Here is a 14,566-nt window from a genome sequence, read left to right as displayed (position 1 = left end):
AAAGGCTACCTGAAAAGTTTCAGGTAGCCTTTTGTGTGGTGTGTGGCTGGTGTTGCCATGCCGGCATTTGGCTTGCTTCTTTATGTTGAAGGTAGCCACAAAATTTCAGGCTACCTGAAAATATGGCTGCATATTAAAAAGGCTATCTGAAATTTTTCAGGTAGCCTTTGCTCTTATCCCAACCGGCCTCAGGAAACCTGCTGCCGATACCATTCGATAAATGCCGCCGGCTCGGTAAAGCCGATCAGCGGGCTGCTGCGGCGGCCGTCGGGATGGATAACGAAGATACCGGGCGGGCCGGGCAGGCCGTATTCCTGCAACAGCGCGCGCTGCTCGGGCGTGTTGTCGGTGAGGTCGATTTTGAATACGCGATCAGGTGGTACGGCGGCCTGCACTTCGGGGCGGCTGAAGGTTTTGTGTTCCATCTCCTTGCAGCTGGCGCACCAGTCGGCATAAAAATCCAGCACCACCGGCTTGCCGCTGGCCAAGGCCTGTTGCATGGCGCTGTTGAGTTGCTGCGGCGCGGTGAATACCCGGTGCGCGGTTTGCTGCGGCGGGAACACGGTGAGCGCCTGGTGCAGGAAGGTGGGCTGCATGCGCACGCTCTGTACGGCGAAAAACACGCCCACGGTGAGTAGGAGGCTGCCCAGCCCCATAGCCAACGGCTTGATTTGGCGGTTGCGCAGGTGTTTGCCCAACAGCAGGCCGCCGGGGATAACCAACAGCAGGGAATAAAGTGCCACGGTCAGGCCATAGGGCAGGAAGGGGGCGGCCAGATACACGGCCACGGCCAGCAGGATGATGCCGAAGGCATGTTTGATGCCGTTCATCCACGCGCCGGCCTTAGGCAGGATGTGCCCGCCGAACGTGCCCACCAGAACCAGCGGCACGCCGGTGCCCAGCGCCATGCTGTATAAGGCCAGGCCGCCCAGTGCGGCATCGCCGGTTTGGCCGATATAGCCCAAGGCCACGGCCAGGGGCGGCGCCACACAGGGGCCGACAATCAGCGCCGAGAGCATGCCCATCACAAACACGGAAGCCATCTTGCCGCCGGACAGCTTGCTGCTCTGTTGTTGGAAGTAGCTTTGAATGAAGGAGGGCAGTTGGATGGTGAACACGTCGAACATGCCCAGCGCCAGCACCACAATCAGCGCGGCGGCAGAAAGCACCACCCACGGCTGTTGCAGCCACACGGTGAGTAGCGAGCCAGTGAGCCCGGCCAGCACGCCCACGGCAGCATAAGTGAGCGCCAGCCCCTGCACATAAACCGAAGACAAAATCAGTCCGCGGCGTTTGCCGGCATTGGCACGGTCTCCCACGATGATGCCCGACACAATGGGCAGTAGGGGATACATGCAGGCGGTAAAACTCAAGCCAATGCCGAAACTAAAAAAAGCCAGCAGGTTTGCCCCCAATGTGTCGCGCGACAAGCTAAACGGGCTTTTGCGCGGCTGCGGCACGGGGCTGGCAGCGGGCGCGCCGTCTTGCGGCGCGGTGAAGCGGTTGCTGCCGCCGGCGGGCGGTGCGGCTGTGTCGCCATACACGCCCGCGCCTTTGATTTCCAGCGTTTTGGTTACCGGCGGATAGCACACGCCCGCATCCGCGCAGCCTTGGTAGGTGAGCGTGAGGCGGTAGGCGGCGGGTGCGGCAGATTGGAAGGGCAGTTTCACCACGGCTTGGTGGTAGTGCACGGTTTGCTTGCCGAAAAATTCGTCTTCCTTTTCCTTGCCCTGCGAAAACTCAGCCGTGCCCAGCAGGCCGGATGGTTCGGTTTCTACGCGGATTTTTTCTTGATAGAGATAATAGCCGTCGGCAATTTGAAACTGCACGGCCACATCCTGCTCGCCCGCCGCCACCGTGGGGCGGAACGCCTGCTCCGCCGGCAGCAGCTGGCCGGCATCGATTGCATGCGCCGCCATGCCGGAGCACAACAGCACGGACAGGATGAAAGATTGAATCAATTTTTTAAACATAAAGGCTACCTGAAAGCGTTAGCTTCAACGAAGTTGAAACAAGGGCACAAAAATGTGCGCGGATTATAAGGAAATAGTAACTTGCCCGCCATGGGCTTAATTTAACAAAGCGATTGATGAAATTAACTTTGCCGCCACAGGCTTGCTTATATAGACGAGCGGCGCATGCCGTTTCTGACAGCCGCGGCAAAATAATTATGCCCGCCGCCGCCTTTTCGCTTGAAAATCGGCCGCTCCGCCCCATTTGGCAGGGCAAAAGCTCTCTTTCAAAGGAATTTTCATGTCTCATCATCAACATCACCAACACCAAAACCCCGAAACTAAACTCCCGCAGCAGGAAGCCCAGGCCGAAGCGGTTGAGCCGCAGACCAATGCTGAAGCTGCTGCCGAGCCTACGCCGGAGCAGCTGGCACAGCGCGTGGCCGAACTGGAAGCCGAGCTGGCCGACATCAACAAATACCATCAGGCCGAGCTGCAAAACCTAGGCCGCCGCCATCAGGAAGAAATCCAGGCCGCCCACAAATTCGCCGCCAAGAAATTTGCCGAAGAGCTGTTGAAAGTAAAAGACTATTTGGAAATGGCGCTGCTCGACCAAAGCGGCAATTTCGATGCGCTGAAAATGGGCGTGGAGATGACCCTCACCGAGCTCAAGCGTGCCTTCGAGCAGGCTCAAATCAAAGAAATCCTGCCCCAGCCCGGCGACAAGCTCGACCCGCACCGCCACCAGGCCTTCCAAACCGTGGAAAGCGAGCAAGAGCCGAACACCATCGTGAACGTGATGCAGAAGGGCTATACCCTGCACGACCGCGTGCTGCGCCCCGCCACGGTGTCCGTTGCCAAGGCGCCGGAGGCGAAATAGCTTTCGGACTGTAAACGGATTTTCAGGTAGCCTGCTATATCGAATGCAGGCTACCTGAAAATTTTGGTGCATAGTTCAATAAAAAGGCTACCTGAAAACGCCACGCAGCGAAGTTTCTGCGAAGCTAAAGTTTCAGGTAGCCTTTGTTGTATCCATTTTTAGCTAGCGCGGCCCATCGGCCGTTTTGCCGAAACGCCGGATGCCGTTTTCGCACACCCAGTCGTCCAGCTGCATATCGTGCTCTTCGGCGGGCAGGATGTCGGTTTCCTGGCAGGCGAAACCGGCGCCGATTTTGCGCGGACAGAGGCGGTGGCGGGTGGCAGCGAGGGTAACGTCGTAGAAGCCGCCGCCTTGGCCGAGGCGGTAGCCGCGCCGGTCGATACCGACTAGGGGGATGATGATGCTATGCAGGTTGTGGATGCGGATTTTGCGGCCGGCAAATTGGGGAATGTTCAGCTTGCCTTGGCGGCGGCGTTCGGGGCGGCCTTGTTGCGGGAAGGGCGTAAACCACAGGCGTTGGCGGCGTGGTTCGATGTAGGGTAGGTAGAGCTCGGTGCCGCGTTGGCGGGCGGCGGCGGCGAGACTGTCGAGCCGCAGCTCGCTGCCGATGGGCCAATAGATGGCCAGCCGTTTGCCGCGTTTCAGGTAGCCTTTGAGCAGGTTGTTGATGCGCTTCTCGGCACGTTGACGTGCGGCAGGCGTAAGGCTTTGCCGTTGGCGTCGGAAGTGGCGGCGGAGGTCGATTTTACTTGGCATGGCAGGCTCAGTGGTTTAGGTGAGGCCTTTTTTCAGGCGGGTCCAGCTTTCGGGGTCTTCCTGCCATTCTACGCTTTCGCCACGCAGTATGGCCTGCATCATTTGGGCGGTTTCGGTGTCGATTTCGCGGGCGGCTTGGAGCAGGGGCTCGTTGGCGAACACGGGCAGGTCGGGGGTGTATTTCTCGGCCATTTTGTCCATCTGGTAGCGGTCGCGGGCGGCGTAGAACTCGCTGAGCTCTTGGGCTTTTTCGGAGTTGATGCCGAGTTTTTCCAGCGCGAGGCGGCCGCTGCGGATGGCGGCGTCTACGGTTTCGCGGATGATGTAGTTGGCGCCGGCATGGTGCAGGTGGTAGGCGTGGATGCGGTCGTGGGCGCGGGCAATGATGGGCAGGTTGGGGTAGTGGCGGTGGACGAATTCCACGATTGAGGTGGCATGCTCGAGGTTGCTGATACAGATAATGAGCAGCTTGGCGTGTGCCAGGCCGATGGAATTGAGCAGCTCGGGGCGGGTGGCGTCGCCGTAGTAGGTTTTGCTGCCGTATTTGGTGAGGCCTTCCACGGTGTCGGCCTGGTAGTCGATCACGGTAGTGTGGAAGCCGCAGGCGGTGAGCATGCTGTTGATTTGCTGGCCGAAACGGCCGTGGCCGAGCAGGATGACGGGGTTTTCCTCTTCAATCACGTCGTGCGGGCGCTCTTGGTTTTCTTCCACGATGCCGCGTGGGGCGATCACTTTGTCGTAGAAGATGAACAGGAGCGGGGTGAGTAGCATGGAGAGGGCAACCACCAATGAGATGCGGTCGGCCATGGCGCGCGGCAGCACATGGCTCTGGCGGGCGATGGTAAGCAGCACAAAGCCGAATTCACCGGCCTGCGCCAGGCTGAGTGCAAGCAGTTTGCTACCCATGCGCGGCAGGCGGAACAACAGACCGAGGATGAAGAGGATGATGCCTTTTACCGCCAATGTGGCTAAGGTGATGGCAGCCACCACCCAGAACTCTTTAGCCAGTAGAGTGAAATTCATGCCCGCGCCCACGGTGATGAAAAACAGCCCCAAGAGCAGGCCTTTGAAGGGCTCGAGATGGCTTTCCATTTCGTGCCGGTAGGAGCTGTTGGCCAGCGCCACGCCGGCTACGAACGCGCCCAGAGCGGGGGAGAGGCCGACGAGCGACATCAGCGTGGCAATGCCCACCACCACGGCCAGGGTGAACATGGTGAACATTTCGTTGAGGCGGACTTTGCTGATGAAGCGGAACATACGCGGCACCAGATAACGCACACCTACGGCAATCAGCAAAATAGCGGCAATGCTCACGGCGGCGAGCACCCAGCCGGGCTGGTCGGCCAGCAGATTGGTGGTGTGCGGGCCGCTCCGGTGATGGTGGCCGGCAGCCAAGAGCGGCAAGAGTGCCAGCATCGGGATAGCGGCCACGTCTTGAAACAGCAGAATGGCAAAGCCGGCCTGTCCGCCGGGAGATCGCATCAGATTTTTTTCGCTGTAGGTTTGCAGCACGATGGCGGTGGAGGAGAGCGCTAGGATACAACCCACGGCCACGCCCATCTGCCAGCTTTTGCCGATGGCTATGGTGATGCCGGCAATCGCTGCCACAGAAAGCAGCACCTGCAATCCACCCAGCCCCAAGAGCTTGTGCCGCAGTTGCCACAGTTTTTGCGGTGCCAGCTCCAAACCAACCAGAAACAGCATCATCACTACGCCGAATTCGGCAACGTGCTGGATGGATTCGGTTTCTTTGCCGGCAAAACCTAAAACCGGGCCGATGGCGATACCGGCCATCAAATAGCCCAACACCGAACCCAAGCCCAGTTTTTTGGAGACGAGCACGGCGGCAACGGCGAAAGCCAGGTAGGTAAAGGAGTAAAGCAGGATGGTGGTCATGGGCGTATTTTAGGTAAGTGGTGTTTGAAATAAAGGGTTATGGTTTTCAGGTAGCCTTTTGCCGGAGGAGGGGCTACCTGAAAACAGCAGGTTTGTTTCGGTGAAACCGCCGTATGTTTCTGGCGGCCTTGTGGCAATCAGTGTCGTGCGGCTTCAGTAATCAGTTTGTCTACCAGTTGCGGTACGCCGTCTTTGGCTTTGGCTTCGATAATGCTGATGTTTGCCAATCCTTTCGGCGGGCGCGGATCGACCAGATAGCGTTCGGCTTCGTAGGGCGCGTATTCCAGCAGGCCGGCGGCGGGATACACCTGCATCGAGGTGCCGACCACCAGCACTTTATCGGCCTGCGATACCCATCGGGCAGCGGTTTCAATCAGTGGCACGGCTTCGCCGAACCAAACGATGTGCGGGCGCATGGGGTAGCCTTGCGGGTCGGTGTCGTTGATGGATTGGTCGCCCGTCCATTCGACCACATAGTTTTCGTCGGCGCTGCTGCGGGCTTTGTTCAATTCGCCGTGCAGGTGCAGCACGGTACTGCTGCCGGCACGTTCGTGCAGGTCGTCCACGTTTTGGGTAATAATTTGAACTTGATAGTATTTTTCTAGCTCTGCCAGGGCGCGATGGGCAGCATTGGGTTCGGCAGCCTGTGCTTGGCGGCGGCGTTCGTTGTAGAAGTCGATCACGAGCTGGGGATTGCGCGCGAAGGCTTCGGGCGTGCACACTTCTTCCACTTTGTAGCCTTCCCACAGGCCGTCGGTGTCGCGGAAGGTGCGCAGGCCGCTGTCGGCGCTGATGCCAGCGCCGGTGAGGACGACGATTTTTTGCATGGTTTGCTTTCTTGTGAACGGGGTTGCCGTGTGTTTTCAGGTAGCCTATATGGCCGGATAAAGGCTACCTGAAAATAAGAAATGGTTTTTCAGGTAGCCTTTTTGTTTAAAACCGGCGGTGCTGCAGGGCGGGCAGTTGGTTGCGTACGGTGTGCAGGCGTTGCGGCTTGAGTTCGGCCATGATCCAGCCTTCGCCTTCCGGCCGCTCGGCGAGGATTTCGCCCCAGGGGTCGATAATCATGCTGTGGCCGTAGGTGCGCCGGCCGCTGTCGTGCAGGCCGCCTTGGGCGGCGGCGATAACGTAGCATTGGTTTTCGATGGCGCGGGCCTGCAGCAGGGTTTGCCAGTGGGCTTTGCCGGTGGTGTAGGTAAAGGCGGCGGGCAGGAGGAGTACGTCAAACGGCTGCTGGGCGCGGAAGATTTCGGGGAAACGCAGGTCGTAGCACACGCCTTGGCCGTAGCGCCAGCCGTCGATTTCCACAGACGGGGGGATGCTGTTGCCGGCTTCGATGGTGTCGGCTTCGCGGTAGCTTTCGCCAATGCCGGTGTAACTGAAGAGGTGGGCTTTGTCGTAGCGGCTGAGGCATTGGCCGTCGCGGCCGTATACGAGCAGGCTGTTGATGATTTTGCCGCTTTCGTTGGCGAGCAGGGGGATGCTGCCGCCGAATAAGACGATGCGGTGGCGGGCGGCCAGCTCGGCCATGAAGATTTGCAGCGGGCCGCGGCCGAATTGTTCGGCTTGGGCGAGTTTGTCGGTATCGTGCCTGCCCATTAGCGACCAGTATTCGGGCAGCAGCACCCAGTCGGCGCCGGCTTGGGCGGCAGCGGCTACTTGCTGTACGACGCTGCGGCGGTTTACGGCGGGGTCGGTGTGGGAAACGAGTTGGATGGCGGCGGCGCGGATAGTTTGCATGGTGTGTTCGATGTTGGATTAAAAAACTAAGGGGAGGCTACCTGAAAGCATCTGCTTCAGCGGAGTTAAAACAATATCTTGTTGCGTGCGGCTGTTTCGGTGAAGCCAAAATTATTTCAGGTAGCCTTGGGTTTATTGTTGGTGCAATCGCGTGGCGTAATCCACTTCTTCGCGGCTGCCCATAATCACGGCCACGCGTTGGTGCAGGCCTTCGGGCTGAATATCGAGCATGCTCTCGCGGGCATTGGTGCTGGCGCCGCCGGCTTGTTCGATGATCAGACTCAATGGGTTGGCTTCATACATCAGGCGCAGTTTGCCGGGCTTGGCCGGGTCGCGCGCGTCTTTGGGATACATAAAGATGCCGCCGCGCATGAGAATGCGGTGAATCTCGGCCACCATGCTGGCTACCCAGCGCATATTGTAGTTTTTGCCGCGGGGGCCGGTTTCCCCGGCGAGCAATTCGGCAATGTATTGCTGCATGGGCGGCTGCCAATGGCGCTGGTTGGACATATTGATGGCAAATTCGCGCGTGGCCTGCTGGATTTGCGGGTTGAGCTGGGTTTGGACAAATTGGCCGCCGGCATCCAGCGTAAACACGGCCACACCGTGGCGCAGGCAGAGTACAAGCTGGGTTTGCGGCCCGTAGAGCGCGTAGCCGCTGGCTACTTGGGCGCGGCCGCTTTGCAGGAAGGATTGGGCGGAAAGCGGGCCTGCGGGTTTTTCTAGGATGGAGAAAATAGTGCCGACTGAAATATTGATGTCGATATTGGACGAGCCGTCTAAAGGGTCGAACAGCACGAGATAGCGGCCTTGATCGCTGGCTGGCACAAACTGCTCCTCTTCCTCGCTAGCCAAGCCGGCCACGGCGGGGTTGGCAGAGAGGCCGTCAATCAAGATTTGGTTGGCGATCACGTCCAGTTTTTTCTGGGCTTCGTCTTGTACATTGCTACTACCGGCTTCGCCCAGCACACCGGCGAGCGCGCCCTGGCGCACTTGGCCGCTGATGGTTTGGCAGGCTTGGACGATGGTGGAAACTACACTACCTAATTCGGCAGGCAGTTGGTGTTCGGCGAGATGTTGCTGGAGGAATTGGGACAGGGTGGGCATGGGGAACTCGATTAGGATATTTTTGTGGGTTATCTGTGTTAAAGGCTACCTGAAAAGTTTGGTATGGCCTACACGCCGTTACGTTGGATTTTAACTGCGTAGAGGTTTCGCTTTCAGGTAGCCTGTTGGCATGGCCGTATTTTACCCGCACAGTGGCTGGATGGGGTAGGGTTTGCAGGGAGAAATTTGCCGTACCGTTGTGCTGTTCGGGCTGTTTAACGGCGTTTGCCGCGGCTGCTGTGGCGTGGCGGCTCAGTACGTCCAGCTTCGCGCCGGATACGATTCACTTCGCGGCGGAACTGCGGGGTAAGGCGCTGGCTTACCTGTTCGTAACGCTGGCTGATTAGGCGCATCATCGGCGGCATCATAGTTTTGGTCAAATCGCCCTGTTTGTTCAACACACTCTGTCCGGCAGGTGTGTGGTAGAAGGTGATCATGGCGTCCACTTCTTCTTGCGTGTAGGTTTGGCGCATGGCATCACGGCTGATTTCGCGCATTTGGTTCAGCAATTCTTCCGATTGGAAAACTTCGCGGTTCATGCCGGAAATATATTGTTCGGAAGTACGTTGTAGCGCGGCACGCTGCTCGGGGCTCAGGCGGGTGTTGCTATTGATTTGTCGGTTGATTTCCTGGTTGGTGAAATCGGTGGCGGCTGGTACGGCAGTACGCAGCTGGGCGGGCAGGTTTTGTAAATCAATCAGCCGGTTGAGTGATTCGTCAGACGGGGTTTGCGCGGCGGCGGGCAGGGCAATCAAGAGTGCGGCCAAGGCGAGGCTGCGGAAGATAGACCGGCGGAGGCTATGCGGCATGGGATTCCTTTTTGTAGTGAGGCTACCTGAAAGCATTTGCTTCAGCGGAGTTAAAACAAGATATGCACCGCGCGGCTGCCACAGAATGGGCTATTGTCGGTCGCGGTGGTATTCACGGGTGAAAAAACTGCAATCGTCATGCCCGTGAGTGGTGAGCGGCTTGCGCTGGCGGTGGTGCTGTTTCAGGCGCACCAGCAGCCATAGCAACAGAGCCAGTAATAAGAAAGAAAGAGAAAGAGATAAATCGAACATCGCTGCCCCCGCAAGTAATGGCACGAAACACTTTACATCCCTAATTATTTTGCTAGTTTACTTGGCAAGGCAGTGAAGCCTTGGTTATGCGGGATGGAGTTGTTCGGCTGTAGGTATCAGAATCGGTGTTTGTTATCTGTTTGTTATCGCGGCGCGTGGCCGGTTTTTAAAGCTTGCCACTTTGAGCGGCAGCAAGCTGTTTGCTTGTTATATTGCAGCAAGCTCCTCTGTTTCAAAAACCTTTGTATTTGTTTTAAATTATAGCGATTTCTTTACATTTATGTCCAGTAAGTGGCTAAAGTGCGGGGAAAGGTTAAGGCATATGTGCAACAAGTGTGTTATTGTGGACAATAAGTATAAAATTATGCTTATTTTTGCGTTCATCATATAATTTCTACTTGCTTTTGTGTCCATGAATGTCTATTATGCCAGTAATTAGCAAATCACCGGTTTGAATTAGACTGAAAGTCCATTATGAAGCTTGATATTGATCTCCTGATTGCTTATTTCGGTGGCGTAAACGCATTGGCCGAGGCCTTACGCCGGCATGATCCTGAAGGGGCTGCCTCCACCGCAGCCATCTACAAATGGCGCACACGCGGTTCGCTGCCGTTGGCACAGCTGCAAAGGCTGACTGCCTTGGCTGAAGCGCAAGGCAGGCCGTTGGATTTGAATGCTTTTCTGGAGCAGCAGCCTACTTTGCAGCGCGCCCCGGCACAGCCAGGCAATAGCCGCATAGTGGTATTCGATACCACTTTGCGCGATGGTGAGCAATCTCCGGGTGCCGCTATGACTAAGGAAGAAAAAGTGCGCGTGGCACGGCAGTTGGAGCGGCTGGGGGTGGATGTCATCGAGGCCGGTTTTGCTGCAGCCAGCCCCGGCGATTGGGAAGCCGTGCACGAAATTGCCCAAACCATTACCGAATCAACCGTTTGCTCGTTGGCGCGGGCGGTGGAGAACGATATACGCAAGGCTGGCGAGGCGATTGCACCCGCACCGAAAAAGCGCATCCACACCTTTATCGCCACTAGCCCCATCCATATGGAATACAAGCTGAAAATGAAGCCGCAGCAGGTGATCGACGCAGCGGTGAAAGCGGTGAAAATTGCCAAAGAATACACGGACGATGTGGAATTCTCTGCAGAAGATGCAGTGCGCTCCGATTTGGATTTTTTGCAAAAATCTTCACGGCAGTTATTGATGCGGGTGCCACCACCATCAATATCCCCGATACCGTGGGCTATTCTGTCCCGTCCGCATGGTACGAGCGCATCAGCAGCATCATCCGCAGCGTACCCAACGGCAGTAAAGTGGTTTGGTCCACCCACTGCCACAACGATTTGGGTATGGCTGTGGCCAACTCGCTGGCCGCAATTCAGGCAGGCGTTCGGCAAGTGGAATGCACCATCAACGGCCTGGGCGAACGCGCGGGCAATGCCAGCTTGGAAGAAATTGTGATGGCGCTGAAAGTGCGGCACGACTTATTCGGCTTGGAAACCGGCATTGATACCACCCAAATCGTGCCCGCGTCTAAACTGGTGTCCAGTATCACCGGCTATCCGGTACAGCCCAATAAGGCCATTGTGGGTGCCAACGCTTTTGCCCACGAATCAGGCATCCACCAAGACGGCGTGCTCAAACATCGGGAAACCTATGAAATTATGTCGGCCGAATCGGTGGGCTGGTCGGCTAACCGATTGAGTTTGGGTAAACTTTCCGGCCGCAATGCCTTCAAAACCAAATTGGCCGAGCTGGGCATTGAATTGGGTAGTGAGGAAGCACTCAATGCTGCTTTTGCCCGCTTCAAAGAACTGGCCGATAAAAAACGCGAAATTTTTGACGAAGATTTGCATGTGCTGGTATCGGATGAAATGTCTAATCTCACGCCTGATCGTTATAAATTCATCTCGCAGCGAATCGTTACCGAAACCGGTGAATTGCCGCGCGCCGAAATCGTGTTCAGTGCCGATGGCGAAGAGCAGCACGCCGAAGCCACCGGCTCCGGCCCGGTAGATGCGATTTTCAAGGCCATCGAAAGCGTGGTGCAGAGCGGCGCTGAATTGCAGATTTATTCGGTGAATGCAGTAACCTTCGGCACGGAAAGCCAAGGCGAAACCGGCGTGCGCCTGGCCAGAAACGGCCGCGTAGCCAACGGCCAGGGTGCGGACACTGATATTCTGGCCGCCACCGCCAAAGCCTATCTTTCTGCGTTGAACAAGCTGGAAGGTGGTGAAAAAGTGAAGGCGCAGGGCGGGATTTAGCTGGGTTTTGTTTTCCGCTTGCTTTTGAAGTACCGCCCTTCGGCATCATGCTGCAGGGCGGTTTGATTTTGCGCGAAAGGCTACCTGAAACTATGCGGTATGGTTTTCAGGTAGCCTTTTTGTTGTGCAGGCGGCTGGGATGTACGCATCTGAACAATGCAGATATCCTCGCCTGAGTTTTGCAGCGCCAGACTGCTTTCAGGTAGCCTGAATCATTCTGTATGAGCAGGGCGGTTTGTGCCCCAGATAGTTGATTCGTGCCACATAAAATCTGATTAAAGCCTGTGTTTTTATATTTAAATTAGCTGGTTTTGCCGCTCCGGTATTGCCTGGCTTGCTCCGAACAATATGGGCTGCGCCATGTGTGGCAAAGGTATAGTGAATTTAACTTAAACCAGTACAGCGTTGCCTCGCCTTGCCGTACTATTTGTACTGTCTGCGGCTCGCCGCCTTGTCCTGATTTAAATTTAATCCACTATAAATTGGCTGGAAACGTGTTGTCCGCATTTAAAAGGCTACCTGAAATTTCAGGTAGCCTTTTATGAATTGGCTTAGGCATCTGGCAGGGCGGTTTCGGTGTCGCCATCTTGAGTGAATTGGGCGCAGACTTCAAGAATACCGCTGCCGAATTTTTGGATTTTGGCTTCGCCCAAGCCGTAGATGTTTTGCAGTTCGGTGAGGCTAGCGGGGCGTTGTTGCACGATGTCTTGCAGGGTGCGGTCGCCACACACAATGTAGGCGGGCACATTGTCGGCACGGGCGCGTTCGGTGCGCCATTGGCGCAGGGCTTGCCAGAGGCGTTCTTCGCGCTCGGTGCGCAGCCATTGTTCGCGCGGGGTGCGGGTGGCGGATTTTTCGCGTTTGAGCGGGCGCAGCATCACGGTCTGCTTGCCTTGCAGCACGGGGCGGGCGGCTTGGGTGAGCATGAGGGCGTGGTAGTTGTGCGGGTCGGTGGCGAGCAGGCCTTGGCCGATGCATTGGCGGATGATGCCGCGCCATTCTTTGTCGGACAGGGCGGTGCCGATGCCGTAGGTGGAGAGCTGGTCGTGGCGGTTTTGCCGAATCCAGTCGTCGGCTTTGCCGCGCAATACGTGGATGACGTAGCCGGCGGCAAAGCGCTGGCCGACGCGGTAAACGCAGCTGAGGAGTTTCTGCACGTTTTCGGTGGCGTTGAAGAGGACGGGCGGGTGCAGGCAGTTGTCGCAGTGGCCGCAGGGGGGGATTTCTTCGCCGAAGTGGCGCAATAGGGCGGCGCGGCGGCAGCTGGAGGTTTCGCACACGGCAAACATGGCTTCGAGTTTTTGCTGTTCGATTTGCTTTTGGAAGTCGCTGCTGTTGCCGGTTTGGATACGTTCGCGCAGCAGGGAGTAGTCGTTGAGGCCGTAGCACAGCCAGCTAGCGGCGGGCTGGCCGTCGCGCCCGGCGCGGCCGCTTTCCTGGTAGAAGTGTTCGATGCTTTGCGGCATGTCGAGGTGGGCGACGAAGCGCACGTCGGGTTTGTCGATGCCCATGCCGAAGGCAACGGTGGCTACGATGATGAGGCCTTCTTCGCGGGTGAAGCGGTGCTGGTTTTCGTTGCGCTCGGTCATGGTGAGGCCGGCGTGATAAGGCAGGGCGCGGTAGCCGTGTTCGTTTAAAAAGGCGGCGGTGTCTTCCACTTTTTTGCGGCTTAAGCAGTAAACGATGCCGCTTTCGCCGTGGGGGCGGCTGTGCAGAAAATCGAGCAGCTGCTTTTTGCCGTTGTTTTTTTCGATGATTTGGTAGTAGATGTTGGGGCGGTCGAAGCTGGCGATGTATTCGGCGGCGTTTTCCAGCTTGAGGTAGTGTTTGATGTCGGCACGGGTTTCAGCGTCGGCGGTGGCGGTGAGGGCGATGCGGGGGATGGTGGGGTAGCGGTCGGCCAGGAGGCCGAGCTGGCGGTATTCGGGGCGGAAGTCGTGCCCCCATTGGCTCACGCAGTGGGCTTCGTCGATGGCGAACAGGCTGATTTCGGTGTGGTCGAGAAAGCGCAGGAAGCGTTCGCTTACCAAACGCTCGGGGGAAACGTAGAGCAGTTTCAGGTAGCCTGCCTCGATGGTGTCGGCAATCTGCTGCACCTGACTGCTGCCAATGCCACTGTGCACGCTGGCGGCGGCCACGCCTGCGGCCTGCAGGGCGGCCACTTGGTCGTCCATCAGGGCAATCAGCGGCGACACTACCACGGCCAGCCCGCGCCTCATCAGGGCGGGAATTTGATAACACAGGGATTTGCCGCCGCCGGTAGGCATCAGCACCAGCAGATTTTGCCCCTCTGCCAGCGCGTTCACAATTTCTTCCTGCCGCCCACGGAAGGCGTGATAGCCGAAAACTTCGCGCAGGATGCTGAGGGCGGAGGGTTGTGGCATGAGTGGTTTTCCGTTTGCGGGATTTGTTGGATATAATGGCGCGGATTTTATAGCGTTTGAAGGCTACCTGAAAGGATTTTTATGCAACTGAAGAGATGGGCCGGGCTGTGTGCGGTGTTGGTGTTGGCGGGTTGTCCGAGTATGAGCAGCGGGCCGAGCCTGGGCGGCAGCTGGAGAGAAGTGGGCGTGAGCCAGAACGGCAATATGCGTTACGAAATAGACACTTCCAGCATTCGGAAAGAAGGCAGCCGGGTTAGTTTCCGCGAGCGGATTACCGTGTCGGATGCGGGGCGCGAGCATTATGTGAACACGCCGCATTTCAAAACGGCGGTCAACCAATGGCAGTTCGATTGCCAGGCGCGCACCCGCCGTTTGGCTGCGGTGGATATGTGGGATGCTTCAGGCAACAAACTGGCTACCAACCAATATGAAACAGCCAGGCGGCCTGCCCAGCCGGTGGTGAAAGGTTCGGCCGGCGGTAAACAGTTTGAAATTGCCTGTGGCAAAACTTTGTGATTTTTGCAGAATT

Annotated in this window: 11 protein-coding genes and 2 pseudogenes; 3 read left to right on the top strand and 10 right to left on the bottom strand. The window is 57.3% G+C overall.

The genetic code is table 11. The annotated features are described in order from the left end of the window. Positions 1 to 188: 188 nt before the first annotated feature. Positions 189 to 1,973: a protein-disulfide reductase DsbD gene (dsbD, locus tag HMPREF2541_RS02660; protein WP_070541603.1), complete on the bottom strand. Its 1,785-nt coding sequence runs from the start codon at positions 1,971 to 1,973 to the stop codon at positions 189 to 191. Positions 1,974 to 2,253: 280 nt separating this feature from the next. Here dsbD and grpE point away from each other — a divergent pair, with 280 nt between their 5' ends. Beyond that, positions 2,254 to 2,832 carry a nucleotide exchange factor GrpE gene (grpE, locus tag HMPREF2541_RS02655; protein ID WP_070541600.1) on the top strand — a complete coding sequence of 193 codons (579 nt, stop codon included), beginning with the start codon at positions 2,254 to 2,256 and terminating at the stop codon, positions 2,830 to 2,832. A 162-nt stretch (positions 2,833 to 2,994) separates the two neighbouring features. Here the strand turns inward: grpE and HMPREF2541_RS02650 are convergent, their stop codons facing one another. The 7 genes from HMPREF2541_RS02650 to HMPREF2541_RS11840 all read right to left on the bottom strand — a co-directional run bounded on the left by HMPREF2541_RS02650 (position 2,995) and on the right by HMPREF2541_RS11840 (position 9,392). Further along, positions 2,995 to 3,588, bottom strand: coding sequence for a 5-formyltetrahydrofolate cyclo-ligase (locus tag HMPREF2541_RS02650; RefSeq protein WP_003821707.1), 594 nt, complete (start codon positions 3,586 to 3,588; stop codon positions 2,995 to 2,997). A gap of 15 nt (positions 3,589 to 3,603) precedes the next feature. After that, the gene (locus tag HMPREF2541_RS02645) at positions 3,604 to 5,484 is read right to left on the bottom strand and encodes a monovalent cation:proton antiporter-2 (CPA2) family protein (protein ID WP_003821706.1); all 1,881 of its coding nucleotides are present in this window, start codon (positions 5,482 to 5,484) and stop codon (positions 3,604 to 3,606) included. A gap of 137 nt (positions 5,485 to 5,621) precedes the next feature. After that, complete coding sequence (locus tag HMPREF2541_RS02640) at positions 5,622 to 6,311, bottom strand: SIR2 family NAD-dependent protein deacylase (RefSeq protein ID WP_064086106.1); 690 nt, start codon at positions 6,309 to 6,311, stop codon at positions 5,622 to 5,624. A 106-nt stretch (positions 6,312 to 6,417) separates the two neighbouring features. Next, a complete protein-coding gene (locus tag HMPREF2541_RS02635) occupies positions 6,418 to 7,224 on the bottom strand; it encodes a carbon-nitrogen hydrolase family protein (protein WP_003821702.1) in 807 nt (268 codons plus the stop codon). A gap of 132 nt (positions 7,225 to 7,356) precedes the next feature. Next, a complete protein-coding gene (locus tag HMPREF2541_RS02630; protein ID WP_003821701.1) occupies positions 7,357 to 8,331 on the bottom strand; it encodes a class 1 fructose-bisphosphatase in 975 nt (324 codons plus the stop codon). A gap of 215 nt (positions 8,332 to 8,546) precedes the next feature. Next, positions 8,547 to 9,140 carry a DUF2059 domain-containing protein gene (locus tag HMPREF2541_RS02625; RefSeq protein ID WP_070541597.1) on the bottom strand — a complete coding sequence of 198 codons (594 nt, stop codon included), beginning with the start codon at positions 9,138 to 9,140 and terminating at the stop codon, positions 8,547 to 8,549. A gap of 90 nt (positions 9,141 to 9,230) precedes the next feature. Continuing rightward, positions 9,231 to 9,392, bottom strand: a complete 162-nt coding sequence (locus HMPREF2541_RS11840) for a hypothetical protein (RefSeq protein WP_003821699.1) — start codon at positions 9,390 to 9,392, stop codon at positions 9,231 to 9,233. Positions 9,393 to 9,866: 474 nt separating this feature from the next. Between HMPREF2541_RS11840 and HMPREF2541_RS02620 the strand changes: the two are divergent. Further along, positions 9,867 to 11,653: pseudogene (locus HMPREF2541_RS02620) on the top strand (2-isopropylmalate synthase). A 370-nt stretch (positions 11,654 to 12,023) separates the two neighbouring features. Here the strand turns inward: HMPREF2541_RS02620 and HMPREF2541_RS12335 are convergent. Together HMPREF2541_RS12335 and recQ are read right to left on the bottom strand one after the other, a co-directional pair. Then, a pseudogene (locus HMPREF2541_RS12335) lies at positions 12,024 to 12,133 on the bottom strand (IS5/IS1182 family transposase); the annotation flags it as partial. A 71-nt stretch (positions 12,134 to 12,204) separates the two neighbouring features. Then, positions 12,205 to 14,037, bottom strand: a complete 1,833-nt coding sequence (recQ, locus tag HMPREF2541_RS02615) for a DNA helicase RecQ (RefSeq protein ID WP_070541594.1) — start codon at positions 14,035 to 14,037, stop codon at positions 12,205 to 12,207. An 81-nt stretch (positions 14,038 to 14,118) separates the two neighbouring features. Here recQ and HMPREF2541_RS02610 point away from each other — a divergent pair, with 81 nt between their 5' ends. After that, complete coding sequence (locus HMPREF2541_RS02610; protein WP_003821692.1) at positions 14,119 to 14,553, top strand: surface-adhesin E family protein; 435 nt, start codon at positions 14,119 to 14,121, stop codon at positions 14,551 to 14,553. The last annotated feature ends 13 nt before the right edge of the window (positions 14,554 to 14,566 follow it).

The organism is Eikenella sp. HMSC061C02 (assembly GCF_001809035.1).
GTDB lineage: Bacteria > Pseudomonadota > Gammaproteobacteria > Burkholderiales > Neisseriaceae > Eikenella > Eikenella corrodens.
The sequence above is the reverse complement of the archived record's forward strand: the minus strand, read 5'-3'. Positions and strand labels throughout refer to the sequence as shown.